Origin of the sequence: Streptomyces sp. enrichment culture, from assembly GCF_964272895.1 — a bacterium.
GTDB lineage: Bacteria > Actinomycetota > Actinomycetes > Streptomycetales > Streptomycetaceae > Streptomyces.
Genome location: NZ_OZ186832.1, coordinates 3,334,995 through 3,359,936 on the forward strand (window position 1 = coordinate 3,334,995; position 24,942 = coordinate 3,359,936).

The 24,942-nt window shown below is 74.5% G+C and carries 19 protein-coding genes; 11 read left to right on the forward strand and 8 right to left on the reverse strand.

All coding sequences use genetic code 11. The features are described from left to right. Positions 1–5 precede the first annotated feature (5 nt). Positions 6–1,502, forward strand: a complete 1,497-nt coding sequence (locus ACSU6M_RS15025; protein ID WP_437075156.1) for a zf-HC2 domain-containing protein — start codon at positions 6–8, stop codon at positions 1,500–1,502. A 166-nt stretch (positions 1,503–1,668) separates the two neighbouring features. On the opposite strand, the gene purU is transcribed toward ACSU6M_RS15025, so the two are convergent. Then, positions 1,669–2,550, reverse strand: a complete 882-nt coding sequence (gene purU, locus ACSU6M_RS15030; protein WP_437070218.1) for a formyltetrahydrofolate deformylase — start codon at positions 2,548–2,550, stop codon at positions 1,669–1,671. A gap of 46 nt (positions 2,551–2,596) precedes the next feature. Continuing rightward, positions 2,597–3,097, reverse strand: coding sequence for an SCO4402 family protein (locus ACSU6M_RS15035; RefSeq protein WP_437070219.1), 501 nt, complete (start codon positions 3,095–3,097; stop codon positions 2,597–2,599). A gap of 118 nt (positions 3,098–3,215) precedes the next feature. Between ACSU6M_RS15035 and ACSU6M_RS15040 the strand changes: the two genes are divergently transcribed. After that, a complete protein-coding gene (locus tag ACSU6M_RS15040) occupies positions 3,216–4,520 on the forward strand; it encodes an ABC transporter substrate-binding protein (protein WP_437070220.1) in 1,305 nt (434 codons plus the stop codon). A gap of 37 nt (positions 4,521–4,557) precedes the next feature. On the opposite strand, the gene ACSU6M_RS15045 is transcribed toward ACSU6M_RS15040, so the two are convergent. Both ACSU6M_RS15045 and ACSU6M_RS15050 read right to left on the reverse strand, forming a co-directional pair. Continuing rightward, the gene (locus tag ACSU6M_RS15045) at positions 4,558–6,516 is read right to left on the reverse strand and encodes a hypothetical protein (protein ID WP_437070221.1); all 1,959 of its coding nucleotides are present in this window, start codon (positions 6,514–6,516) and stop codon (positions 4,558–4,560) included. A 119-nt stretch (positions 6,517–6,635) separates the two neighbouring features. Continuing rightward, positions 6,636–8,021, reverse strand: coding sequence for a transcriptional regulator (locus tag ACSU6M_RS15050; RefSeq protein WP_437070222.1), 1,386 nt, complete (start codon positions 8,019–8,021; stop codon positions 6,636–6,638). A gap of 309 nt (positions 8,022–8,330) precedes the next feature. Between ACSU6M_RS15050 and ACSU6M_RS15055 the strand changes: the two genes are divergently transcribed. The 3 genes from ACSU6M_RS15055 (at position 8,331) to ACSU6M_RS15065 (ending at position 14,546) form a co-directional block, all read left to right on the forward strand. Continuing rightward, the gene (locus ACSU6M_RS15055; protein ID WP_437070223.1) at positions 8,331–8,984 is read left to right on the forward strand and encodes a bifunctional DNA primase/polymerase; all 654 of its coding nucleotides are present in this window, start codon (positions 8,331–8,333) and stop codon (positions 8,982–8,984) included. A gap of 345 nt (positions 8,985–9,329) precedes the next feature. After that, positions 9,330–10,145 carry a hypothetical protein gene (locus ACSU6M_RS15060; protein ID WP_437070224.1) on the forward strand — a complete coding sequence of 272 codons (816 nt, stop codon included), beginning with the start codon at positions 9,330–9,332 and terminating at the stop codon, positions 10,143–10,145. Between the two features lie 3 nt (positions 10,146–10,148). Then, positions 10,149–14,546: a CHAT domain-containing protein gene (locus tag ACSU6M_RS15065; RefSeq protein ID WP_437070225.1), complete on the forward strand. Its 4,398-nt coding sequence runs from the start codon at positions 10,149–10,151 to the stop codon at positions 14,544–14,546. 2 nt (positions 14,547–14,548) lie between these two features. Here ACSU6M_RS15065 and ACSU6M_RS15070 read toward each other — a convergent pair whose 3' ends face one another. Together ACSU6M_RS15070 and ACSU6M_RS15075 are read right to left on the reverse strand one after the other, a co-directional pair. Beyond that, positions 14,549–15,424 carry an alpha/beta fold hydrolase gene (locus tag ACSU6M_RS15070; RefSeq protein WP_437070226.1) on the reverse strand — a complete coding sequence of 292 codons (876 nt, stop codon included), beginning with the start codon at positions 15,422–15,424 and terminating at the stop codon, positions 14,549–14,551. Between the two features lie 552 nt (positions 15,425–15,976). Then, positions 15,977–16,669, reverse strand: a complete 693-nt coding sequence (locus ACSU6M_RS15075; RefSeq protein ID WP_437070227.1) for a metal-dependent transcriptional regulator — start codon at positions 16,667–16,669, stop codon at positions 15,977–15,979. A gap of 268 nt (positions 16,670–16,937) precedes the next feature. Between ACSU6M_RS15075 and ACSU6M_RS15080 the strand changes: the two genes are divergently transcribed. Beyond that, positions 16,938–17,693 (forward strand): SIS domain-containing protein, encoded by a 756-nt coding sequence (locus tag ACSU6M_RS15080; protein WP_437070228.1) that lies wholly within the window; start codon positions 16,938–16,940, stop codon positions 17,691–17,693. A 16-nt stretch (positions 17,694–17,709) separates the two neighbouring features. On the opposite strand, the gene ACSU6M_RS15085 is transcribed toward ACSU6M_RS15080, so the two are convergent. Continuing rightward, positions 17,710–18,609 carry a LysR family transcriptional regulator gene (locus ACSU6M_RS15085; RefSeq protein ID WP_437070229.1) on the reverse strand — a complete coding sequence of 300 codons (900 nt, stop codon included), beginning with the start codon at positions 18,607–18,609 and terminating at the stop codon, positions 17,710–17,712. 97 nt (positions 18,610–18,706) lie between these two features. Here ACSU6M_RS15085 and ACSU6M_RS15090 point away from each other — a divergent pair, with 97 nt between their 5' ends. The 4 genes from ACSU6M_RS15090 (at position 18,707) to ACSU6M_RS15105 (ending at position 22,799) form a co-directional block, all read left to right on the forward strand. Next, on the forward strand, positions 18,707–19,099 hold the full coding sequence (locus ACSU6M_RS15090) for a RidA family protein (protein WP_437070230.1): 393 nt from the start codon (positions 18,707–18,709) through the stop codon (positions 19,097–19,099). A gap of 33 nt (positions 19,100–19,132) precedes the next feature. Next, positions 19,133–19,585 (forward strand): GNAT family N-acetyltransferase, encoded by a 453-nt coding sequence (locus tag ACSU6M_RS15095; protein WP_437070231.1) that lies wholly within the window; start codon positions 19,133–19,135, stop codon positions 19,583–19,585. A gap of 155 nt (positions 19,586–19,740) precedes the next feature. Further along, positions 19,741–21,138: a PAS domain-containing protein gene (locus tag ACSU6M_RS15100; RefSeq protein ID WP_437070232.1), complete on the forward strand. Its 1,398-nt coding sequence runs from the start codon at positions 19,741–19,743 to the stop codon at positions 21,136–21,138. Positions 21,139–21,767: 629 nt separating this feature from the next. Continuing rightward, entirely contained in the window at positions 21,768–22,799 is a 1,032-nt protein-coding gene (locus ACSU6M_RS15105) for an isopenicillin N synthase family dioxygenase (protein ID WP_437070233.1), read from the forward strand. Positions 22,800–22,879: 80 nt separating this feature from the next. Here the strand turns inward: ACSU6M_RS15105 and ACSU6M_RS15110 are convergent, their stop codons facing one another. Continuing rightward, positions 22,880–23,980 carry a citrate synthase 2 gene (locus ACSU6M_RS15110; protein WP_437070234.1) on the reverse strand — a complete coding sequence of 367 codons (1,101 nt, stop codon included), beginning with the start codon at positions 23,978–23,980 and terminating at the stop codon, positions 22,880–22,882. 222 nt (positions 23,981–24,202) lie between these two features. Here ACSU6M_RS15110 and pdxH point away from each other — a divergent pair, with 222 nt between their 5' ends. Beyond that, positions 24,203–24,907 (forward strand): pyridoxamine 5'-phosphate oxidase, encoded by a 705-nt coding sequence (gene pdxH, locus ACSU6M_RS15115; protein ID WP_437070235.1) that lies wholly within the window; start codon positions 24,203–24,205, stop codon positions 24,905–24,907. Positions 24,908–24,942: the final 35 nt, after the last annotated feature.

Genomic DNA, 24,942 nt, shown 5'->3' on the forward strand with positions numbered 1-24,942 from the left:
GCACCGTGACGTCGTACGAGGACTTCGGGGCGCACGTGCACCGGGGCCTCGCCGGCGGCGCGGGCGCGCCCGGCGATCCGGTCGGGCCCGGCGGCGCGGGCGGCGCAGGCGGGTCCGGTCGTCCGGGGGCGCCCGGCGGTTCCTCGGGCGGGCCGGACGGGCCGAGTGGGCCGGGTCGGCCCGGCGGGTCCGCCGGTGCGGGAGGGTCCGGCGGACCGGGTACGCCCGGCGGGGTCGGTGGGCCGGGTGGACCGGGGCTTCCCGGTGGGCCCGGCGGCCCGGACGGGGCCGATGACGGTTCCGAACACGGCAGGTCGCCTCGGATACCGCTGCCGAGAGCGTCCGTGGAGGACAGTGGGATGCCGCTGCCGGATCCGCCGGAGGCGGTGCCGCTGGTGCTGGAGCACCCGGTGCTGAAGGCGCTGCTCGGCGCGTGGGCGCTGGCCGCCTGTTCGCCGGAGGAGACGGCGGCGGTGGAGGAGCACCTCGGTACGTGCGGCGCGTGCGCCGAGGAGGCGCGGCGGCTGCGCGAGGCGGTCGGCCTGCTCCAGCGGCCCGAGTCCCTCGACCTGGACCCGGGCCTGCGCACCCGTGTGCTGTCGGCCTGCCTGGAGCGGCGCCCGCCGCGCATCCCGGTCCCCGCCTGGGCCACGGCCTACGACGCCGAGACCGCGCGACTGGACGCCCTGCTGCAGGACTTCGGGGACTCCGAGTGGCACGCGCCGGTGCGGCTCAGGTGGTTCGAGGGACGGGAGAGCGCGCGCCGCCGTACGACCGTCGCCGGGGTCATCGCGCACCTGATGGCCGTCGACGGTCTGGTGGCCCTCGCGCTGGGCCTGCCCGACCCGCTGGGCGACGCCGCCGAGCCGGGCGGCCCGGCCGAGCGCACCGAGGCGTACTGGCGTGCCGCGCACTTCCCGCCCACCCGCACGGTGCGGGCGCCCTGGCGGGAGCAGAGCCACGCCCTCGTGCGGACCGTGTCCTTCACGGGCAGCACCTCCGGCGGCCTCGCCGTGCCCTACGGCGGCTTCGAGCTGCCGCTGCGCGACGCGATGATCGACCGCGCCTTCGAGTGCTGGGTGCACGCGGGGGACATCGCGGAGGCGGTGGACTACCCGTACGAGCCGCCCTCCGGCCGGCATCTGCACGGCATGATCGACCTCGCCGTGAGATCCCTGCCGGGTGCCCTCGCGGCCCGGCGCCGGGCGGGGCTCGCCGCGCCGCCTCCCGAGCGGCACCTGGTGGCGGCCGGTGAGCCCGGCCGGACGCTCCGCCTGGAGATCGAGGGCACGGGCGGGGGTGAGTGGCTGATCCCCCTGGACTCACCGGGAGCGGTGGGCTCCGCGGCGCACGAGGTGGCTCATGTCGCCCTGGACGACGTCGAGTTCTGCCGGCTGGCCGCGGGCCATGTGCCGCCGGAGGAGGCGGCCGCGGGGCAGGTGGGCGACCGTCAGGCGATCAGAGAGGTGCTGTACGCGGCGGCTTCGTTGAGCAGGATGTAGGGGATGGTTGCCGTTTCGTCGGCGGCTGCGGGTCGTTCGGGGTTTCTCGGGCAGTTCCCCGCGCCCCTGGACCACGTCCACCGGACCCGCCTCAAGGGGCGCGGGGAACTGCGCGAGCAGCCCCACACCACCCGCGGTCGCCCGAACCGACAGCCCTCGACGGCGCCTAGGCGAAGACGACCGTCCGCCGCCCGTTGAGCAGAATCCTCCGCTCGGCGTGCCACTTCACGGCCCGCGCCAGCGCCTGGCACTCCACATCGCGCCCGATGGCGACCAGCTGGTCCGGCGTGACGTCGTGGGACACGCGCTCGACCTCCTGCTCGATGATCGGCCCCTCGTCGAGGTCGGCGGTGACGTAGTGCGCGGTCGCACCGATCAGCTTCACACCCCGCGCATGCGCCTGGTGATACGGCTTCGCGCCCTTGAAGCTCGGCAGGAACGAGTGGTGGATGTTGATGATCCGCCCGCTGAGCTGCTTGCACAGGTCGTCGGAGAGGACCTGCATGTACCGGGCGAGGACGACCAGCTCGACCCCCTCCTCCCGGACGATGTCCAGCAGCCGGGCCTCCGCCTCGGCCTTGGTGTCCTTGGTCACCGGGATGTGGTGGAAGGGGATGTCATACGACCCCACCAGCTCGGCGAAATCGGTGTGATTGGACACCACCGCCGCGATCTCCACCGGCAGCGCCCCGATCCGCGCGCGGAAGAGCAGGTCGTTCAGACAGTGCCCGAACTTGCTGACCATCAGCAGGACCCGCATCTTCTCGTCGGCCCGGTTGATCTGCCAGTCCATGTGGAAGGAGTCACCGATCGCCGCGAAGCTGGCCCGCAGCTTCTCCACCGTCACCGGCGGCTCCGCCGAGAAGTGGACGCGCATGAAGAACAGACCCGTGTCGTGGTCGCCGAACTGCTGACTGTCCTCGATGTTGCATCCGGTCATGAACAGGTAGCTCGACACGGCGTGCACGATGCCCTGCTTGTCGGGGCAGGAGAGGGTGAGGACGTACTGCTCGGCCGGGGCCGCGGTGCGGGTGGGCTGCTCGTTCATGCAGAAAAGGGTCCCATACCCGGCGCGGCGGACGGCAATCGTCCCGCTAGGCGGACCGGGTCAGGATCCGCAGCACCTCCAGCGTGCGCGGCGGCACGTCCGGGTCCTCGCCGTCGCTCGCCGCCATCCGCACATGCGCGTCGCGCGCGGCACGCACGGCCTCGGGCCAGTCGGGGTGCTCCAGATACGTGGCGACGGGCGCGTCCGGGCCGATCTGGTGCATGATCCGCAGCACCCGCAGCACGGCGGAGTCCACGAGCGCGGCCTCCTGCGAGTCGCGGAAGATCGTCCCGACGTACTTCTCGGCGGACCAGTTGTCCAGCCAGGTGTCCTCCACCAGCCGGTACACGGCGTCGGTGACGTCCCCGTAGCCGTCGACGCCGGCCAGCCAGACGTCGCGCTGGAAGACCGGGTCGGAGAGCATGTGCAGCGCGGAGCGCACGTTGCTGCGCCAGCGCCACCACGGCATGTCGTTCAGCGGCATGCCGCCCATGGTGGAGGAGCGACGGCCGCGACGGGAAGTGTTCTCCGAACCTTGCACGGTCATCGATCGTACGTTCTACGTCTCACCTGCCGGAACGGCCCCCCGCAATTCACCCCGATGTCACCCGCTGTTGCCCGGAGGCCACTCCAGGGTTAGGGATGTGACGGAATCGTGCGGAGGCATGACCGGCAGGCTACGTGTCCGCAGCACCTTCCTCCCCACCCTCACCAGGCCCGTCCGAGCAGGCGTCCGCGGCGCGGCCGTCCTGGTGGCGGGCGCGTCGCTCGCCGTCGGATGCGGGATCATCCCCGGCGTCACGGGGGGCGACGGGGATGACCGCATCACCGTCATGACCTGGGCTCCCGAGAACACCAATCTGACCAACAAACCCGGAATGCCCGCGTTCGCCCGGGCCTACGCGCGCTGGGTCAACTCCCACGGCGGCATCGGCGGCCGCGAACTGCACGTCGTGACGTGCAACGAGCGCAACGACAGCGTCGCCGCCGCGAAGTGCGCCCGGCAGGCGGTGAAGGAGAACGCCGTCGCCGTCGTCGGCTCCTACAGCCAGCACGCCAACTCTTTCTTCCCCATCCTGGAGAGCGCCGGCATCCCCTACATCGGCGGATACGGCCTCACCGACGACGAGTTCACCTCGCCGCTGTCCTATCCCGTCAACGGCGGCCAGCCCGCCCTGCTCGCGGCGCTCGGCCAGGAGCTGGCGGACCGGTGCGGACCCGTCACCCTGGTACGGCCCGACAGCATCGCCGGCGACGAGCTCCCCGTCATGATCAACGCCGGTCTCAAGGCCCGCGGCCACTCCGCCGCCGACGACGTACGCGCGCCGGAGGACGCCACCGAGTTCTCCGGGCAGACCACGCGGGCGCTGGAGGAGGCGACGGCGGACCCGGAGCGCAAGGGCTGTGTGGTGCCCGCCCTCGGCGACCGCACCGGCACCTTCATGGACTCCTTCCGGCGCACCCGCGAGGAGTACCCCGAGGTGCGCACCGGCACCGTCCTCGGCAGCGTCGACCAGACCGCCATCGACGCCTCGGGCGGCAAGTCGGGCCCCTACGAGGGCTCGTACGTCGCCGGCTGGTACCCGGTGGAGACCGACCCGCGCTGGGACCGCATGAAGAACGTGATCCGGCAGCAGGCGTTCACCGACACCCGGATCGACCCGGCGGACGCCGGGGTGCAGACCACCTGGATCGCCTTCACCGTGCTCAAGGCCGTCCTGGAGAAGATCGGCGACGGCGAGGCGAGCGCCGACACCGTACGGCGCACCCTGGACGACGGCATGCGGATCGACACCGGCGGACTCACCCCGACCCTGCGCTGGCGGTTCCAGGACCGGCTCGCCTCGGTCGGCTTCCCCCGCCTGATCAACACCGATGTGACCCTCCAGGTGGTCCGGGAGGGCCGGTTGGTCGCCGCCCGCGAGGGCTTCGTCGACATGACCAAGGCGCTTCAGGGCGCGGACGTGTGACCCGCGGCCGGCCCGTGGCCCGCGCCCCGCGCGCGGGTCACAGCTGGGTCGGCTGCCGCTCGGTCAGGGTGTACTTGCGGGCGATGGGGTTCCACAGCCCGGCGGCCTTGTTCTTCTCCGTGGTGGCGATGCCGCTCTCCTTGTGGCCGGCCTGCGCCGGACCGGTGATCTTGGCCTGGCCGCCCTTGCAGAACTTCTTCCGGTTGCCCGCCACCTGGTCCGCCCACGCGGCGTAGTGGTTGTCGGCCGCCGCGGACGCCTTCCAGGCGTTGGTCAGGGCCGTGGTCAGCTCGCCGTTGGCGGGCAGCTGGTCCACGGTGAGGCCCTGGAGCCGGGTCACCAGGCCGTTGCGCTGCGCGGCCGCGTCCCGCAGGTCCTTGGCCGCCTGGCCGAGGTTCTTGCACGACTTGACGTTCCCGACCGCGTTGATCACCGACTGGCGGCTGCTGCCGCTGTCCGCGAGCAGCTTGTCCAGCTCCACGGCCTGCGCCTTCGCCGGGTCCTCGCTCGGCGAGGGCGAGGCGGACGGGGTGGACTCCGCCTCGGTCGCGGGCGTCGAGGCGGCGACGTTCTTGGCGTCGTCCTCGTCACCGCCGCCGCTGCCCATCAGCGCGCCCGCGCCGATGCCGAGCACGGCGATGCCGACGCCGACGGCCGCGATCAGCGGCACCCGCGAGCCGGTGCGTCCGCCGCGCCCGCCGTCGTCGTGACCCCCGCGCCGGCCGCCGTCGCCGGGGTGGGCGCCGCCGTGGGCGGGGCCGCCGGGGTGGCCGTACGCGGGCTGCGGGGCGTAGCCGCCGCCCTGCGGTGCCTGCATGCGCGGCATCTGCTGGGTCGCCCCGGCCGCGCCGTCGCCCGGCTCGTCGCGGAACAGGCCCGCGAACTCGGCGGGCGGCTGCCGGTCGCCGCCGGCGGACACCGGCGGGATGTACTGGGTGGCCTCGGCGTCGGGCCCGCCCGGCGCCCCCGCGGACCCGTGCGCGGCCGCCGGGCCGGGGTTCGGGGTGCGGCCGAGGAAGGCCGTCCGCTCCGCGGGCGCCTCGGGCCGCGGACCGCCGTGGGCGCCTGCGGGCCCTGCGGCCGGGGGATAGCCGTACGAGCCCTGCGGCGCCCCGGCGGGCGGGTAGCCGTACGAGCCCTGCGGCGATCCGGCGGGCGGGTAGCCGTACGCGGCGCCGGGATGGCCGGCCGCGGGCATCTCGGGCGGCAGGGCGCCCGGGTTCGCGGGCGGCCGGTACGGCGTGGCGCCGCCGCGCGCGTCGGGCGCGGGGCCACCGGCGTTCACCGGCGGCAGGTACTGGGTCGCGTTGTCCTGCGCGGCGGGCGCCGCAGCCGCCGGGTTCACGGGCGGCAGGTACTGGGTGGCGCTGTCCTGCGCGGCGGGCGCGGGCGCCACCGGCGGTATGTAACGGGTGGCCTCGTCCGCGGCGGGCGGCATCGGCGCACCGCCGTACGTCCCGGAACCGCCGTGCGCACCGGGGCCGCCCTGACCGCCCTGGCCGCCGTACGCGCCCTGGCCGCCGTAAGCCCCTTGGCCGCCCTGTGTCCCCTGGCCGCCGTAAGCCCCCTGGCCCCCCTGCGGCGCGGCGGCACCGGCCGGGCCCTGAGCGCCGTAGCCCTCGTGGCCGCCGCTGCCGTTCTGGGTGCCGTACGCGCCCTGGCCGCCGTTCGTGCCGTACGCGCCCTGGCCGCCGTAGCCGCTCTGGGCGCCGTACTGCTGGGTGCCCTGGGGGTTCTCCGGGGGCAGGGGGCCCGCGGACGGGGCCGACGGGCCGGGGGTGCCGTTCCACTGCTGGTCCGGCGGGGTGGGCCAGGACTGGCCGGGCGCCTGGCCGTTCTGTGTCTCGGGCCCCCACGGCGTGCCCCATGCCTGGCCGCCGGGCGGCGCGGCGGCCGGACCGCCCGGCAGCAGCGGCGCACCGCCGTCGGAGGGCAGCACGACACCCTCGCGTGCCTGCCGCGCCGAGGGCTCCTCGCCCTGTCCACTCTGCGTCACCGGGACTCCTACTATCGGGGGACCGTCGGAATCGTCGGCTCACGCTACCGGGTCCCCGGAGCCACGTGCCACGCAGCTCAGAGTGCGATCTCCCTTCCTGTGACGTCGGTTACACGCTCTCAGGCCGCCTGCTGCAGATCCAGCCGCGCCCCGAACTCCCGTACCACCGCCTCGTCCCGGTACGGCTCCAGCCGCTGCTGGAAGTCCTCCAGGTACTCGGCGCCGCGGTTGGAGCGCAGGGTCTCCAGGATCTCCACGGCCTTCAGCCCCGTGCTGCATGCCTGTTCGATCTCGCGCTGCTGCACCTGCGCGGTGGCCAGCAGCACATAGCCGATGGCCCGGCGGCGGGCGCGGGACTCCGGATGCCCGGCCAGGGACTGCTCGGCGCAGCGGGCCGCCGCCTCGGCCTGTCCCAGGTCGCGGTGGCAGTGCGCCAACTCGTCGGCGAGATATGCCTCGTCGAAGTGCGCGATCCACGCCGGGTCGTCCCCCGACCCCGGAACTGTGCGCTCCATCGCCGAGATCGCCCGCCCGCTCGCCGTCTGCGCGGCCCGTGCGTCGCCGAGCAGGGCGTGCCCGCGCGCCTCCGCCGCGAGGAACATCGCCTCCGCGCGCGGGGTGACCACGCCCCGCGCCCCCTCCTGCGCCGCCCGCGCCAACTGGGCGATCTCGCGCGGGTTTCCGAGCTGCGCGGCGAGATGGCTCATGGACGCGGCCAGCACATAGCCGCCGTAGCCGCGGTCGCCCGCGGCCTGGGCCAGGCGCAGCGCCTGGATGTAGTAGCGCTGGGCGAGGCCCGGTTGCCCGGTGTCGACGGCCATGTAGCCCGCGAGTTCGGTGAGCCGCGCGACGGCCGCGAACAGCTCCCGGCCCACCGCCTCCCGGTACGAGCCCGCCAGCAGGCCGGAGACGACGCTGTTGAGGTAGTGCACGACGACCGGGCGCACATGCCCGCTGCCGTACTGGTGGTCCAGGTCGACCAGCGCCTGGGTCATGGCCCGCACCGCGGCCACGTCCGAGAGGCCGACCCGCGGCCCCGCCGAGCGCGCCACCTGCGCGTCCGGCGAGGAGATCAGCCAGTCGCGGCTCGGCTCGACCAGCGCGGAGGCGGCGACGGAGGAGCCGGACAGGAAGTCCCGCCGCCCCACGTCGCTGCGCCACAGCTCACACACCTGCTCGATGGCCCCCAGTACCGTCGGCGAGAACTGGAGACCCACGCCCGAGGCGAGGTTCTTGCCGTTGGCCATGCCGATCTCGTCGATCGTGACCGTCCGGCCGAGTTTGCGTCCGAGGGCCTCGGCGATGATCGCCGGGGCGCGCCCGCGCGGCTGCTGTCCGCGCAGCCAGCGGGCCACGGACGTCTTGTCGTAGCGCAGGTCGAGTCCGTGCTCGGCCCCGCACATGTTGACCCGGCGGGCCAGCCCGGCGTTCGAGCAGCCCGCTTCCTGGATGAGCGCCTGCAACCGTTCGTTCGGCTGCCGCGCGACGAGAGGCCTTGCGGCCATGCTGATGACCCCCTGTGGCTGCGGTGCCTGCCCGTGCACCGGGTTGACGTGTCCTGCGGAACCAGGAGATTCCGGCCGTGAAGATCAATGCCCCGCGGACATACCGCACATGCGAGGCATGCCAGAATTGCCGGGGTGTCCACTGGCGTGAAGGTGCAAGCCGCCGCAGGGTGCCTACCCCTTCCGCGCCGCCGATCCTCCCGCGCGCCCCCGCCTGTGCAACCGTGCGCCCCGGACGCGGAATCGATGCTCCTCCGCCGCGCGCGAGCACGCCCGTAACCCGAGGTGGGCGCGGAAGTTGTGTTCAGCGTGGAAGAGACGATCCCGGGGACCGAAACCGCGCAGATTCCGCAGCAACGCGGGGAATCACTGCTGGAGACAGCCGTACGTTATGCCGAGGAACGCCATTGGGACGTGTTCCCCGGCACCTGGCTGGAAGCCGTCGACGGGGTGCAGCGCTGCTCCTGCGAGGACCCCGCGTGCGGGGCGCCGGGGGCGCACCCGGCGCGCGAGGACTGGGCGACGCAGGCCACGGGCAGCGCGACCGTCGCGCGCCGGATGTGGCAGAAGCAGCCGAACGCGTCGATCCTGCTGCCGACGGGGCGCACCTTCGACGCGATCTGCGTGCCGGAGACGGCCGGGTTCCTGGCGCTGGCGCGGATGGAGCGGATGGAGCTGACGCTGGGGCCGGTGACGCTGACGCCGGACCGGCGGATGCAGTTCTTCGTGCTGCCGGGGGCCGCGGTGAAGGTGCCGGATCTGGTGCGCAAGCTGGGGTGGTCGCCCTCTTCGCTGGATCTGGTGGCGCTGGGCGAGGGGGCGTATGTGGCGGCGCCTCCCACGCGGTTCGGGTCCCGTGGGGCTGTGCAGTGGGCGTGCCGGCCCACGCCGGCGAACCGGTGGCTGCCGGACGCGGAGGAGCTGATCTCGCCGCTCGCCTATGCGTGCGGGCGGGATCGGTAGCGCCGGTTCGTCAGCGCCGGTTCGTCCGCCGGGCTTCTGTCCCTCCAGCGGCTGCGGGCTCGTCGTGGCCACTCGCGCCCAGCGCCCCCACCGGCCTGGCCCGGCCGCTGCCGGCCGGGCATCGCCTGCGGTGGCTGCTGCCGCCGGGCACGGCCTACGGGGCCGTTCCCGCCCCGCTCGGCCTGCGGCTCGCCGCCCCGCGCACCGCACGCCGGCTGCCGGAGATCCTCGCCGCGGTCGGCAAGGGCTGAAAGCGTACGCATCAACTCGGGTCGTCCGGAGTCCCGTTGGGTACACCGGTCGTACGCGGGGGCGTGCGGGCCGACAGCAACCAGGGGGGCGGGCGTGGTGAAGTGGTTCGGACGGCAGGGCGGTTCCGGACGGCGCGAGGGGGCGCCTGCGGCAGGTGCCGGGGGAGGTGTCCCCGGTGGCGAGGAGCCGCTGGACCTCGCCGACCGGCTGCGGCTGGAGTACGGCCGCAGCGGTGACCCCGCCCTGCTGCGGCGGGCCGCGCAGGCCGCCGAGGAGGCCGTACGGCGGTACCCGGCGGACGACGCGCGGCACGCCTCCGCGCTGTCGGCGCTGTGCATGCTGAGCAGGCTGCGCTGGGAGCGCGAGCGGGACGCGACGCTGCTGGAGCGGTCGCTGGAGTACGGGCGGCGGGCGGTGGACGCCTCGCCGCCCGGTGACCCGGAGCTCCCCCGGCACATGTCGTCCCTGGCCACCTCGCTCCAGGAGGTCTTCGACCGCCAGGGCCGGGCCCAGGACATCGACGAGGCGATCACCCTGTACCGCTCCTGCCTCGACCTCCTCCCCCGCGCCCACCCCGAGCGCGCGGGCATCGCGTCGAACCTCGCCAACTCCCTGCTGCGCCGCGCCCAGCGGTTCCCCGACCCCGCCGTCCTGGACGAGGCCGTACGGCACGCCCGCGCGGCCCTGGCCGACACCCCGCCCGGCGACCCGATGCACGCGGTCCGGCTGGTCAACCTCGGTGGCGTCCTGTTCGCGCTGGCCCGGACCGGGCAGGTCGGACACCTCATCGAGGCGCACGAGATGTACGAGCGGGGCCTGCGCGAACTGCCCCCCGGCCATCCGGCGCGCGGCCAGGTGCAGGCAACGGTGCAGCAGCTGCGGCAGCTCCGGCAGCGGTTCGGGTTCTGAGCGGTGCGCGAACTGCTGCTCACGGTCCGGGACTTCGCCGGCACCGAGCGCTGGAGCTGGGAACTGACCGGACCGGACGGGCGGATCCTGGCCCGGCACGACGTACGCCTGGACCCCTTCCGGCCGGAGTACGAGGCGTTCTGGGACCTCGCCGGGCATGTGCGCCGGCATGCCCCGCCGGACCAGCGGGTGGCGCGCGAGCGGGAGATCGTGCGGGAGGTCGGGGCGTGGATCGGCACGGAGGTCCTCGGCCCCGTGGCTCCCGCGCTGCTCGCGTCGGCACCCGCCGTGGTCCGGGTCGTGGTCCCGCAGGAGGTGCCCGACGCCCGCCGGCTGCTGTTCGTACCCCTGGAACTGGCCCACGCACGGGGACGGCCGCTGGCGCTCCAGGACGTGACGCTGGTGATGCGGACGGACGCGGCGGACGGCCGGGCCGGGGCGCGGTGGGCGCGGGAGAGTCAGGAGCGGCCGGTGCGGGTGCTGGCGCTGTTCAGCCTGCCGCAGGGCAGCCGGGCGCTGAATCTGCGGCGCGAACGCATCGCGCTGACCAGCCTGTTCTCCGGTACGGGACGCGCGGTGGAGGTGCGGGCGCTCCAGTACGGGGTGAGCCGCCAGCGGCTGCGGTCGGTGCTGGCCGAGCCCGGCGGCTGGGACATCGTCCACGTCTCCGGGCACGGCACGCCCGGCGAGCTGCTTCTGGAGACCGACGCCGGCCGGCCGGACCGGGTCACGGCCGGGGCACTCGCCGAGCTGCTGTCCGCCGCCCGCCGCGTCGGGCTCGTCACCCTGTCGTCCTGCTGGTCCGCGGCACTGACGGCGGGGGAGCAGCGGAGGGTGCTGGGGGTGCCGGTGGCCGACGCCGGGGAGGCGGGGGCGCCGGATGGCGTGGCGCCCGATGTCGGCGTTCTCGCCGGGGAGTTGGTGGGGCGGCTGGGATGTGCGGTGCTGGCGATGCGGTATCCGGTGGCCGACAGGTTCGCCGTGGCCCTCGCGGAGGGCCTGTACCGGCGGCTCGTCGGCGAAGGGCTGCCGCTGCCGCGCGCCCTCGCCGGTGCGCTGACCGAGGCGGCCGCGCAGGGCGGGCCCGAACTGTCGGCGGCCACGCCCGCGTTGTTCGGGGAGCGGGCGGCGACCCTGCGGGTGCGGGCGGCGAGGGCGGACGACCGGGGCGGGGACAGGGACACCGGCACCGCCCGCGAGGACACCGGCACCGTGCACGAGGCCACCGGCACCGCCCGCGCGGACACCGGTACCGATCCCGTCGCCGCCGGCCCCGGCCTCCTCCCGCCCCTCCCCCGCCGCTTCGTCGGCCGTGTCGGCGTCATGGCGCGGGTCAGCGCGCTGCTCGCGCCCGGCAGCGGCAGGTGCGGGGCGGTGCTGGTGGGCATGCCGGGGGCGGGGAAGACGGCGTGCGCGCGGGAGACGGTCGAGACGCACCGGCACGCCTTCGAGAAGGTGGTGTGGTTCAAGGTGCCGGAGCTGCGCGAGGCGGACGCGGACACGCACGCCCAGGGGGCGCCGTCGGACCTGGCGCTCGCCCTGCGCGAAGCGGGGGTGCCCTGTCCGCAGCCGCTCGACGACGAGGAGAGCGCGGCGGCGTTCGCGGCCGCCGTCGCCGAGGGCCTGGCGCGGCACCGGCTGTTGCTGGTCGTCGATCACGTGGACGCGCTGCTCACGGCGGACGGCACCTGGCGCGATCCGCTCTGGGCGCGGCTGACGGCCGCCCTGTCGGGACACTCCGGGCCCGGCCGGGCGCTGCTCACCTGCCGGACCCGGCCGCCCGGCGCCGGACCCCTGCTGCCCTCCGTGCCGGTGGACCTGCTGAGCGCGGACGAGGCGGTGCTGCTGGCCCGCGAGCTGCCCCGGCTGGCCGCGCTGGCCGAGGGCCGGGGGGCCGGACTGGCGCCCCATGCCGCCCGCGCGTACGCCACCGCCGTACTGGAGGTGACGCGGGGCCATCCCCGGCTGCTGGAGCTGGCCGACGCGCAGGCGGCCGATCCGGGGCGGCTCACGGCGCTGCTGGGGACGGCGGGGCGGGCCTGGTCCGAGGGCGGCGGGCTGCCCGAGGGGTTCTTCACCGGCGCCGGGGGCGAGGCGGACGGCGACGACTGTCTGCGGGTGCTCGGCGCGTGGGCCGAGGGCATCGTCGGGCGGCTCCCGCCCGCGCACGCCGACCTGTTCCGGTTCCTGTGCTGCCTGGAGGAGGCCGACCGGGTGGGCCCGTGCGTCGAGCACAACTGGCCGGACCTCCGCGAGCGCGTCGGCCACCCGGCGGAGCCCCTGGCCACCGGCCTCGCCGCCCTGGCCGAGCGGGGCCTGCTCGGCCCGCGTCCCACCGCCGGAGGCATGGCGTACGACATCCAGGCGGCCGTCGCCGCACAGGGCCGCGCGCAGGCCGGACCGCGGCTGCGCAGGCTGGTCGACGAGCGGATGGCCGGGTACTGGACGCGGGTGTTCCAGATGGCCTGGCAGCGCGAGGGCACCGACGCGCAGGGGGCGTCGGCGGCGGGACCGCTGCTGGCGCGGGCGGGGCTGTCGGCGGCGCCGTACCTGATCCGGATCGGGCTGGCGCAGGGCGCGGAGGCGCTGTTGCAGGCGGTGGTGCGGCGCGACGGGTCACGGCCGACGGTGGCGAGGGTGATGCCGGTGCTGCACCGGATCGCCGCGCTGGCCGCGTCCGGCGACGGCACGGCACCGCCGACGGCCGCGCTGCTGGAGGTGCTGTCGGCGACCGACCCGGCGGCGGCCGAGCGGATGACCCGAGCCGCGCTGGAGCGGGAGCTGCGGCGCGGAGACCCGGCGGGGGTGTCGGCGGCGGCCGGACAGCTCGCCGGGCTGTGTCTGCGCGCCGGGCGGCTGCGCGAGGCGCTGGAGCTCATCGACACCGAGATCGCCTGCGCCCGCGCGGCCGGGCTCACCGGGTGGGCGGGGCTGCTCGGCGAGGTGCACCGGCTGCATGTGCTCTCGGAGCGGCGGGGGCGGGCCGCCCAGGTGCTGGAGGAGGCCGCCGTGCTGCGCCGCCGGATGGACGCGCTGCCGCGCGCGGCGGAGCCGGACTCGGCGGGCGGGACGGTGTGGTGGCAGGTCTGGGAGGAGTTCTGCGACATCGTGCAGCGGGCGGCGATCCAGGCCGAACGCTGGGAGACGGCACTGGAGTCCAACGGCGAGCTGTGCGCCGTGAAGGCCGGCCGGGGCGCGCCGCGGACCGATGTGGCCGAGGCGCGGTTCCCGGCGTACATGCCGCTGCTGCGGCTGGGGCGGACGGGTGAGGCGATCGCGGTGCTGGAGGAGTGCCGGGAGGTGTTCGAGGCCGCCGACGCCACGGCCCTGCTGGGCGAGGTGTTCGGCGCGCTCGCCACCGTCGAGCACGCGCGCGGCCGCGGTCCGCTCGCCCTGGCGCGGGGCCGGGACTGTCTGCGCTACGCCTACCGGGGCGGGCTGCCCTCCTTGATCGCGGTCGCTCACGCCAACTACGGCACGTATCTGCACACCCATGCCCGGGATGCGGCCGGTGCCCTGGCCCACCATCTCGCCGGTGCCCTGCTGGGCCTCCTCACGGGCGGCCGCACCGCCGACGCGCTCTCGGCGGCCGTGGACGACGTGCTGGTCTTCGGTACGGCGGCGGCACGGCTGCCCGCCGGTCCGCAGGAGCTGTGCGCGCGGGCCGGCGAGGTGCCGGGGGTGGCACTGGACCGGCTCCTGGAGCGGCTGGCACCCGAACCGGGCCGGTTGGCGGAGGTGTTCACGGCGGCGCTACGGCAGGTGCGCGGCACGTCGGGGGCGGCGGCGGGCCGGGCGGCGGTCACCGGGCGGGCGGTGTGGCTGCTGATCTGGGAGCCGGTGCTCGGGGCCCTGGTCGCGGCGGAGCGGGGCAACACGGTGGCCGGGGTGAAGCTGCGTCAGCATCTGGACCGCTGGGCCGCGCTGGACGAGCGGTTCGTGCCGTTGACCGGGGTGCTGCGGCGGGTCCTCGACGGGGAGCGCGATCCGGCGGCGGCCGCCGCCCTGGGCCCACTGGACGCCGAGGTCGCGCGGCGCGCGCTGGCCGCTCTGCGCGGCGAGGCGGACGTACGGCCGGAGCTGTGGCCGGTGATGCATCTGGGACCGGCCCTGGGCCATGTCGTGACCGCGGCCACGGGGGGCGGGCCGACCGCCGAGGGCGGGCCCGCCGGAAAAGGGACCGACGGAAAAGGGGCCGACGGGAAAGGGACCGGCGTCGGGGCTCGCGAGGTCCTCGACGGTTTTCGCGCCGACCCCGCGCTCGCCCCGGTCGCCTCCGCCCTGGAGCAGATCGTGGCCGGCTCCCGGCTCCCCGCCCACGCGGTCGGGCTCGAACTGCCCGCGCACCAGGCGATGGTGCTCACGGTGCTGCGGTACGTCGGTGAGATCGAGGGGGCGTGAGGTCAGGTGGCCAGGACGCCGTCCAGGAACGGCTCGATGGCCTCGCGCCATGCCTCGGGCTGGTCGTAGTGGACGAGATGGCCGGCGTCGGCGACCTCCGCGTACTGGCCGTGCGGCAGGACGCGGACCATCTCCTGCGCCTCCGCGCGGCCGAGTTCACCGTCGAGGCCGCGGACCACGAGGGCGGGGCAGCGCACCTGGGCCAGCTCCTCCCAGTGCGCGTCGTACACCCAGGTCTCGCGGGTCCTGAGCATCTGCTCGGGTTCGAAGACGGGCCGCCAGCCGTCGGCGGACTCCTGCATGACCTCGGCGTAGAACGCGCCGCGGGAGGGGTTGGGGCGCTCCACCCAGGGGTCGTCCTCGCCGAACCACTTGCGGACGTCGGCGAGGGTGGCGAAGGGGACGGGCCAGGACCTGAACCAGTCGGCCCACTCGCGCTGCGAGGCCGCGCCGAGGGCGGAGGCCCGCATGTCACAGATGATCAGGGCGCGGACGAGGTCGGGGCGTTTGGCGGCGAGCTGCCAGGCGGTCAGCGCGCCCATGGCGTGGCCGATGAGGACGGCGGGGGCGAGGCCGAGCTGTTCGAGGGCGGCCTCGGCGTCGTCGACGTATGCCTCGCGGGTGTAGGCGGCCTGTGGGGGCTTGTCGCTCTGGCCGTGGCCGCGCTGGTCGAGGGCGACCGCGCGGTGCCGTGCGGAGAGCCAGCGGGCGGTGGACGCCCAGTGCGAGGCGCGGCCCATCAGGCCGTGCAGTAACAGCACGCCCGGTGTGGAGCCGCCCTCCGCGTCGAAGTCGCCGCCCGGCTTGGGCGGGTCGCCGAACTCCCAGGCGGCGAGGCGTACGCCGCCCGCTCCGGTCACATCGATGCGCCGCGCCATTGGTTCCGGCACCCCCCAAGCTCCGCTCGGACCGCCCGCTCAACTCCGCCACTGTGCGGCTGCGGCCGTACCCGTGGCGTACCTGCCTCATCGGTGTGCCGCGGTGTCCCGGAGGGACGGCCGCCGCTTCGCAGACTATCGAACCCCTATTCGAAGATGCGGTCTTCGCGGGCAACACCCCTCATTCGAGTGACACCGCTCAAGGAATGATCGCGGCCGCCGAGGGGAGACCTTCAGCGGGAGGCGGACCGCTCGGGGAAACCGGTCCGAGGGGAACGACCCTGAGAGCTCGGGGCTCCGGGTCGACACAGGGGAGGACAGGCCCCGGCGCCGCACGGCGCCGGGGCCCTCCGCTCGCTCTCGGCACATCCGCCCGCCCCTCCCGGTCATATGCCTTACGCGACAGCCTGGCACGAGCCGGGCCGCGCCGCTGCGATTCGGCGCAGCCGGGCCGGGAATCGACGCGGCGCCGCACCCCGGCACCCGCCTCCGCGGTCCCGGGAGTCACCTCCTGACACCGGGGCACCTGCCGGACCCGCCTGCGGGACGGCGTCAGCGCTTGGCGACGAACACATGGGAGGCCACGTCCGCCTCCAGCTCCGCGGCCTCGCCGCCGCTGCCCACCAGCACACCGCCCGGCGACTCGGTCACGCTCACCACCGAACCCGGCTGCACACCCGCCCGGCGCAGCGTGTACATCAGCTGGGCGTCCGTCTGGATGGGCTCGCCGATCCGGCGCACCACCACCGTCTTGCCGTCCGTGCCCGGGTCGAGCTCGGCCAGCGAGACCATGCTCTCGTCCAGGAACGGGTCGGCGCCGTCCTTCTCCCCCAGCTCCTCAAGGCCCGGGATCGGGTTGCCGTACGGCGACTCGGTGGGGTGGCGCAGCAGCTCCAGCACCCGCCGCTCCACCGCCTCGCTCATCACGTGCTCCCAGCGGCACGCCTCGGCGTGCACCTGCTCCCACTCCAGGCCGATCACGTCGACCAGCAGACACTCGGCGAGCCGGTGCTTGCGCATCACGCGCGTGGCCAGCCGGCGGCCCTCGTCGGTCAGCTCCAGGTGGCGGTCGCTGGCCACGGACACCAGACCGTCGCGCTCCATGCGCGCCACCGTCTGGCTGACCGTCGGCCCGCTCTGGTCGAGCCGCTCGGCGATGCGGGCACGCATGGGGACAACACCTTCCTCCTCCAGCTCAAGGATGGTGCGGAGATACATCTCCGTGGTGTCGATCAGTCCGGACATACGTGCCCCTCGATAGAGATCTGCCGGAGCTCGACGGTCTCCGGCCCGTGCGCTGGCCCTGGCCTTCAATTCTGCCGGATGCCACTGACAACCGTGCCGCGCCGCCGGAATGCGGACCGCGGCGCCCCTCCCGCCCGAGCGGGACCCGACCGTCCCTCCAGCGGGCACGGCCCCGCCCGCGGCCCCGGACCGCCGTATTGACATCCCACTGGTCCAGACCGCACGGTGATCCGCGACACAGGCACCCCGAGGAGCGAAGGGGCTCTGCATGGGCGACAGGAAGCTGGCCGACCAGTACTTCGACGCCGCGATCGGTCTGCTGCGCCGGGTCCGCGACGAAGAGGGGGAGGCCGTCGCGGCCGCGGGCACGCTCCTCGCCGACACCGTCGCCGCGGGCGGCCGCCTGTTCGCCTTCGGCGCCGGGCACTCCTCGCTGGCCGCCCAGGACGTCGTGTACCGGGCGGGCGGGCTCGCGCTGATGAACCTGCTCGCGGTGCCCGGTGTCGTCGGCGTCGACGTCATGCCCGCGCCGCTCGGCTCCGCCCTGGAGCGTGTCGACGGGCTGGCGGGCGCCGTCCTGGACTCCTCCCCCGTCCGCGCGGGCGACGCCCTGGTGATCATCTCCCTGTCCGGGCGCAACGCCCTGCCGGTGGAGATGGCGATGAACGCCCGCGCCCTCGGTGTGAAGGTCATCGGCGTGACCTCGGTCGCCTACGCCACGGAGACGAGATCCCGGCACGCCTCCGGCACCTTCCTCAAGGACCACTGCGACCTCGTCCTCGACTCCAAGATCGCCGTCGGGGACGCCGAGCTCACCCTCGACACCGTCCCCGCCCCCTTCGCCCCCGCCTCCACGGTCGTCACCACCGCCCTCCTCCAGGCCGTCATGGCCACGGCCGCCGGCTCCCTCGCCGAGCGCGGCATCGAGCCCCCGCTGCTGCGCTCGGGCAACGTCGACGGGGGGCACGAGTGGAACGGGCGGGTGATGGAGCAGTACCAGGACCGGATCTTCTACCGGCACTGAGCCCGCACGGCCCCCGTCACGGGCACGTCATCGTCGCCAGCAGGTTGGTCACCAGGGGGTTGGTCCCGTCGCTGCGCCAGGCCGCGGCGACCGTCGTCTGCGGGGCGGGAGGCTGGAGCCGGCGGAAGGCCACGCCCTTGAGGCGGATACGGCGGATGGCGGCGGGGGCGAGGGAGACGCCGAGGCCCGCCTCGACCAGGGCGCAGACGGTCTGCCACTCGACGGCGTGCTGGGCGACGCGGGGGGTGAAGCCGGCGCCGGCGCACGCGGAGGTGATGCGGTCGTGGAGGCCGGGCCCCGCCTCGCGGGGCAGCAGGACGAAGGGCTGGTCGGCCAGGTCCCCGAGGGAGACGACCGTGCGCCGGCGGGTGGCCAGGGGGTGGCCGGACGGCAGGACCGCCACCAGGGGCTCGCCGAGCAGCGTGCGGAAGGCCAGGCCCTCGGCGGCGGCCGGGGGCTCGCGCAGCAGGCCCACGTCGATCGTGCCGTCCCGCAGGGCCGCGAGCTGCGGGGCCGTCGTCATCTCGCGGATGTCCAGCTCGACGCCGGGGAAGCGGTGGCGGTGGGCGCCGAGGAGTCCCGGCAGGACGGTGAGGGCCAGGGACGCGGCGAAGCCGACGCGCAGACGGCCCGTCCTGCCGCTGCCCACCGCGCGCGCCGCCGCGAGGCCCTGGGCGAGGCCGGTGAGGGCCTGGCGGGCGGCGGGGAGGAGTTCGCGGCCCGCGGGGGTCAGGCTCACCCGGCCCGGCGGGCGGGTGAACAGGGTGTGCCCGACCTTCTCCTCCAGGCGCCGGATCTGCTGGCTGAGGGGTGGCTGGGCGATGCCCAGGCGGGTCGCCGCGTGGCCGAAGTGGAGTTCCTCGGCGAGGACGACGAAGGCGTGCAGCTGCGGGAGGGGAAGTTCCGGGCGCTCCATCCGACGGATCATAGGGCCGGGGCATACCGCCCGGCGTATGGAATGTGTCCTCCACGCGTATTCGACGTATGGGATCCGCTCGCCTAGCGTGCCGCCCATGACCGAGCGACGCGCCATTCTCAGCGGTTCCGTGTTCGAGGAGCGGATCGGGTACGCCCGCGCCGTCGTCGACGGGGACTGGGTGCATGTGTCCGGGACGACCGGCTACGACTACGCCACCATGACCATCTCCGACGACGTCGTCGAGCAGGCCGAGCAGTGCCTGCGCAACATCGGGGACGCGCTGGCGGAGGCGGGGTGCGGCTTCGAGGACGTCGTCCGCGTGCGCTATCTGCTGCCCGCGCGGGAGGACTTCGAGCCGTGCTGGCCGGTGCTGCGGGCCCGCTTCGGGCAGGTGCGTCCGGCCGCCACGATGATGGTGTGCGGGCTGGCCGACCCGCGGATGCGGATCGAGATCGAGGTGTACGCGCGGCGGCCGCAAACCCGTTGACGGCCGGACGGGACCGGCTGTTCGCTGCTGTCCGTGACTGATCTTCGTATCGAGGCCGTGGACGGCGAGACCATGCTCCGGCAGTGGCGGCACGTCCACAACGTGATCGTGCCGCCCGCCGCGCTGTCCCTGGACGAGGTCCGCGAGCGGGCCGCACGCCACCGGCTGTGCAACGCCTACGCCGGTGAGGAGCTGGTCGGCTGCTCGACCGTGCGCGCGCCGGAGGGCGAGGAGCGGGTGGTGACCGTCATCGCGCGCGTGCTGCCGGAGTTCCGCGGACGCGGCTTCGGTACGGCGCTGTACGCGGACGGCCTCGCCCACGCGCGCGGGATCGGCGCGGGCGCCGTGGAGACGTGCGTGCTGGCGGCGAACGAGGACGGGCTGCGGTTCGCCCGCGCGCGCGGGTTCGCCGAGACCGAGCGCTACACGCTGGACGGCGAGACGGATGTGTGGGTCGACCTGCGGCTGGCCCCGCGCGAGCCGTAGTGGCCGGATCGTGCCGTGGCCGGATCTCCGCCGCGCAACGATTCGTCGGCAATCTTGCGGGAACCGTATGTGGGCTGCGTCACGTTCCAGTTGAATGAACGCAGTTGAGCGAACCGACGCGCCGTTCGTGCGGACGCAGCCTGCAGGGGGTCCAGGTGAGTGCTTCACGGCGTAGTGGGACGACGGACGAACTGGGGCCGGACGAGCCCGAGCAGCCCGACCGGGACGGCTCGGACCTGCTCGCCGCGCTCCTGGACGGCATGGACGCGGCCCTGTGCGCCTTCGACGCCGACGGGACGGTCACCCACTGGAACCGCGAGGCCGAGCGCATCCTCGGCTGGACGGCGGCCGAGGCGGTCGGCCGGTCCGGGTTCGCCGGCTGGGCCGTGCGCAGCGCGGACGCCGAGGAGGTCCAGGGACGGCTGTTGTCGGCCATGCACGCGCCCGGCCGGCAGGTGCACGAGTTCGCGCTGCTGACCAAGGACGGCGGCCGGGTCCTGGTGCGCACCCAGTCCGCGGCCGTGCGCGGCCCCGACGGCAAGCCCGCCGGCGTGTACTGCGCGTTCAGCGAGGTGCACGCGCAGATCGACCTGGAGCGGTCCATCGCGCTGAGCGAGGCCCTGTTCGAGGACGCGTCCTGGGGCGTGGTCCTCGTCGACGCCGATCTGCGGCCCGCCGTGGTCAACGCGCACGCCGCCCGCGCGCTGGGCACCGGGCGCACCTCCGCGCTCGGCCGCCCGCTGGGCGAGCTGCTGGCCCAGGGCGTGGAGGAGCTGGAGAGCGCGCTCACCCATGTGCTGGCCGAGGGCGCGCCGCCCGCGCCCGCCGAGATCTGGGTGAGCGTGCGCACCCCCGACGGCGAGCGGCGGCGCTGCTGGCGCTGCGGCTTCGTCCGCCTCGCCTCCCCACTGGCGGAGGAACCGGTTCCGCTGGGCGTGGGCTGGCTGTTCCAGGACGTCACCGAGGCCAAGCAGGGCGAGCAGGAGGCATCCCTGCTGCGCTTCCGCACCAACCAGCTGCACCGCGCCGCCCGCGCCGCCGCCGAGTGCGAGGACCCCGCCGAGGCCGCCACCGTCCACCTCGACTTCGCCCTCGCCGGCTTCGCCGACCACGCCTTCGTCGACCGCGTCGCGGGCGGTACGGCGGCGGAGGGCCCCGACGGCACACCGGTACGGCTGGTACGGCTGGCCGCCACCCCCTCCGGCGCCCCCGGCCCCAGCCTGCTCGGGGGTGACGCGGGCCTGCCGGTCCGCTATCCCGAGCAGCACCCGGCGCTCAGCTGCGTCGAGCGCGCCGGCACCGTCCGCGCGAGCGCCGGTGCCGTCCCCGCCGAGCGCGCCCGCGAGTGGGCCCTGTCCCGCCAGTGGCCCGCCGACACCGTCCACGCCCTGTGCGCCGTCCTGCGCAGCCGCGGCCGCACCCTCGGCGTGCTCACCTTCCTGCGCGCCGCCGGCCGCAGCCCCTTCGAGCGCTCGGACGCCGCGTACGCGGAGGACGTGGCGCTGCGGATCGCGTCGGCGCTGGATCTGGCGGGGGTCGTGGGGCGAGAGTGACGCGCCGGGGCGGCACGGCCGCCGGCGCGGGTGAAAAACCCGTTGAAGCCGGGCCGACCGGTTCTTAGGGTGTGCCGTACACGAGAAGGGAGGTGATCGGGTACATGAAGGAAACCCGGACGCGTGAGGTGGCTGCGGGCTAGCGGCTCGCCACCACACCTTGTGCGGTGCCGGACCAGCGCGTGACAGCGACGCGCAGCCGGCCCGAAACCAGAGCAGTCACCCGATCCGCGGGCCGCCGGTACGTCCGACCGGCTCCTCTCCCGAGAGGACGTGGCCCGCGGATCGTCTGCGTTCCCAGCCGGACGATCCAGGGCCGGACGAACCACGGCCGGACCATCCACGGCCGGACCATCCACGGCCGGACGAACCACGGCCGGATGATCTACGGCCGGTGACCTGCGTCACGTACGAATCTGCCGCCGCGCAGTACCCTTGCCGCATGCTTTCGCTCGTTCGACGCCGCCACGTGGACTACGTCCGCGTCACGAGCATGGGCTGTCGACGCTCCCTCTGAGCATTCCGGCCCCGTTCTTCCGCCTCGCCTCCGGCATCCCCCTTTCTCCTGGCACCCGTGCGCCGCCCCACCCTCGGCGGCGCCCGGGACCCCGTACACCCGCGGACGCACCATGACGAACGTCTCGACGAATCCGTCGTCGTACCAGCAACTGCCGATCATCGACCTCTCCGCCGCCGACCGCGGCCCCGAGGCGCGGGCCCTGCTGCATGCGCAGCTGCACAGTGCCGCGCATGACGTGGGGTTCTTCCAGCTCGTCGGGCACGGGATCACCGACGAGGAGACCCGGCGCCTGCTCACCGCCATGCGCCGCTTCTTCGCGCTCCCCGAGGAGCAGCGCCTCGCGATCGACAATGTCCACTCGCCGCACTTCCGCGGCTACACCCGTACCGGCGACGAGCGCACCGGCGGCCGCCAGGACTGGCGCGACCAGCTGGACATCGGCGCCGAGCGCCCGGCCCGTGTCCCGGCGCCCGGCGAGCCCCCGTACTGGTGGCTCCAGGGCCCCAACCAGTGGCCCGCCGCCCTGCCCGAGCTGCGGACGGCCGCCCTCTCCTGGATCGAGCGGCTCAGCGGCGTCGCCGAGCGGCTGCTGCACGAACTGCTCGCCTCCATCGGCGCCGACCCGTCCTTCTACGACCCGGTCTTCGGCGACCACGCCCACCCGCACCTCAAGCTGGTCCGCTACCCGGGCAGCCCCGGAAACGGCGCCGACCAGGGCGTGGGCGCCCACAAGGACTACGGGTTCCTCACCCTGCTCCTCCAGGACCAGGTGGGCGGCCTCCAGGTGCAGCGCGAGGACGGCCTCTTCCACGACGTCCCGCCGATCCCCGGCGCCTTCGTGGTCAACCTGGGCGAGCTGCTGGAGGTGGCCACCAACGGCTACCTCCTCGCCACCAACCACCGGGTCGTCTCCCCGCCCGGCGCCACCGAGCGCTACTCCGTGCCGTTCTTCTACAACCCGCGGCTGGATGCGCGGGTGCAGCCGCTGGTCTTCCCGTACGCCTCCACGGCTCCGGGCATCACCGACGACCCGGCCAACCCGCTCTTCGCCGAGTACGGCTACAACGAGCTCAAGGGCAAGCTCCGAGCCCATCCGCTGGTCGCGGAACGACACCACGCGGCACTCCTGACCCCGGCCTGATCAGACGCCGCCAGGGGCGCGGGAACTGCGCGGCCGGCACCGTCCGGCCCGCAGTCGCCCGCGCTCCTCGGACACCCCCGTCAGCGGGCGATGTCCTCGAACCCCGGAATCTCCCGCGGGCTCCGCGGACCGGGACCCACATACCGCGCGGACGGCCGCACCAGCCGCCCCGTCCGCTTCTGCTCCAGGATGTGCGCCGACCATCCGGCGGTCCGCGCACAGCTGAACATCGACGTGAACATGCTGGCCGGCACCTCGGCGAAGTCGAGGATGATCGCCGCCCAGAACTCCACGTTGGTGGCGAGCACCCGGTCGGGCCGCCGGTTGTGCAGTTCCTCCAGCGCCGCCTTCTCCAGCGCCTCGGCGACCTCGAAGCGCGGGGCGCCCAGCTCACGGGCCGTACGCCGCAGCACGCGCGCGCGGGGGTCCTCGGCGCGGTACACGCGGTGGCCGAAGCCCATCAGCCGCTCGCCTCGGTCCAGGGCGTTCCTGACGTACGCCTCGGCGTCCCCGGTGCGCTCGATCTCCTCGATCATGTGCAGCACACGGGAGGGGGCGCCACCGTGCAGCGGCCCGGACATCGCACCGACCGCACCGGACAGCGCCGCGGCGACATCCGCGCCCGTGGACGCGATGACCCGCGCGGTGAAGGTGGACGCGTTCATGCCGTGCTCGGCGGCGGACGTCCAGTACGCGTCGACGGCCTTGACGTGCTTGGGGTCGGGCTCGCCGCGCCAGCGGATCATGAAGCGTTCGACGACGGACTGCGCCTTGTCGATCTCCCGCTGCGGGACCATCGGCAGGCTCTGGCCGCGGGCGGACTGGGCGACGTAGGACAGGGCCATGACGGCGGCGCGGGCCAGGTCCTCGCGGGCCTGCTCGACGTCGATGTCGAGCAGCGGTTTCAGGCCCCAGACGGGGGCGAGCATGGCGAGCGCGGACTGGACGTCGACGCGGATGTCGCCGGAGTGCACCGGGATGGGGAAGGGCTCGGCGGGCGGCAGGCCGGGGTTGAAGGCGCCGTCGACGAGCAGGCCCCAGACGTTGCCGAAGGAGACGTGACCGACGAGATCCTCGATGTCGACGCCCCGGTACCGGAGTGCGCCGCCCTCCTTGTCCGGTTCGGCGATCTCCGTCTCGAACGCGACGACTCCTTCGAGTCCGGGTACGAAGTCGGACATCATGCGGCTCCTCATGATCAGTGCGAGAGATGACGCCGATGGATCCACGGTCCGTGCGGAGACTGGCGGTCCTGGGCTGTCTCCCCAGTGATGCCCCGTACGGTCGGCGGTCACCCAACCTGGATGGCACCAGCACCATATCCCTGAGTGTCAACTTCGGGGAGTCTTCGCGGCACTGAGTGCCATCCGGGGGGCTCCACGGGGACGGGGGCGTACGGCAAGATGGCCCGCGTGACCGACGCAGACGCCGTGCCGACCCCAGGCCCCGACCCCGTTCCCGTCCCCGACCCCGCCCGGATGCGCAAGCAGTACCGCACCGAGGGGCTCTCCGAGGGAGATCTGGCGCCGACGCCCGTCGAGCAGTTCGCGCGCTGGTTCAAGCAGGCCGCCGTCGAGGGACACCTGTTCGAGCCGAACGCGATGATCGTGTCCACGGCGGACGCGGAGGGCCGGCCGAGCTCGCGCACGGTGCTGCTGAAGCACTTCGACGAGCAGGGCTTCGTCTTCTACACCAACTACGGCTCGCGCAAGGCCCGTGACCTCGGCGAGAACCCGTACGTCTCGCTGCTCTTCCCCTGGCATCCGATGGCCCGGCAGGTCATCGTCACCGGCATCGCCCGGCGCACCGGCCGCGACGAGACCGCCGCGTACTTCCGCAGCCGGCCGCACGGCTCGCAGCTCGGTGCCTGGGCCAGCGAGCAGTCCTCGCCGATCGCCACCCGCGCCGAGCTGGAGGCCGCCTACGCCGAGCTCGCGGCCCGCTATCCGGAGGGCGAGCAGGTGCCCGTACCGCCGCACTGGGGCGGTTTCCGGGTGGCGCCGCAGAGCGTGGAGTTCTGGCAGGGCCGGGAGAACCGGCTCCACGACCGGCTGCGGTACGTGGAGCAGGCGGACGGCAGCTGGCGGGTGGAGCGGCTGAGCCCGTGAGGCCCGGCCTCCCGTGGCCCGGCTGAGCCCGTGAG

Excerpts from the sequence above, each read along its gene's own strand:
- ACSU6M_RS15040 (WP_437070220.1), top strand. The coding sequence starts at position 3,216 with ATGACCGGCAGGCTACGTGTCCGCAGCACCTTCCTCCCCACCCTCACC.
- purU (WP_437070218.1), bottom strand. The coding sequence starts at position 2,550 with ATGAACGAGCAGCCCACCCGCACCGCGGCCCCGGCCGAGCAGTACGTC.
- ACSU6M_RS15090 (WP_437070230.1), top strand. The coding sequence starts at position 18,707 with ATGACCGAGCGACGCGCCATTCTCAGCGGTTCCGTGTTCGAGGAGCGG.
- ACSU6M_RS15075 (WP_437070227.1), bottom strand. The coding sequence starts at position 16,669 with ATGTCCGGACTGATCGACACCACGGAGATGTATCTCCGCACCATCCTT.
- ACSU6M_RS15050 (WP_437070222.1), bottom strand. The coding sequence starts at position 8,021 with ATGGCCGCAAGGCCTCTCGTCGCGCGGCAGCCGAACGAACGGTTGCAG.
- ACSU6M_RS15110 (WP_437070234.1), bottom strand. The coding sequence starts at position 23,980 with ATGTCCGACTTCGTACCCGGACTCGAAGGAGTCGTCGCGTTCGAGACG.
- ACSU6M_RS15035 (WP_437070219.1), bottom strand. The coding sequence starts at position 3,097 with ATGACCGTGCAAGGTTCGGAGAACACTTCCCGTCGCGGCCGTCGCTCC.
- pdxH (WP_437070235.1), top strand. The coding sequence starts at position 24,203 with ATGGCCCGCGTGACCGACGCAGACGCCGTGCCGACCCCAGGCCCCGAC.
- ACSU6M_RS15080 (WP_437070228.1), top strand. The coding sequence starts at position 16,938 with ATGGGCGACAGGAAGCTGGCCGACCAGTACTTCGACGCCGCGATCGGT.
- ACSU6M_RS15085 (WP_437070229.1), bottom strand. The coding sequence starts at position 18,609 with ATGGAGCGCCCGGAACTTCCCCTCCCGCAGCTGCACGCCTTCGTCGTC.
- ACSU6M_RS15070 (WP_437070226.1), bottom strand. The coding sequence starts at position 15,424 with ATGGCGCGGCGCATCGATGTGACCGGAGCGGGCGGCGTACGCCTCGCC.
- ACSU6M_RS15105 (WP_437070233.1), top strand. The coding sequence starts at position 21,768 with ATGACGAACGTCTCGACGAATCCGTCGTCGTACCAGCAACTGCCGATC.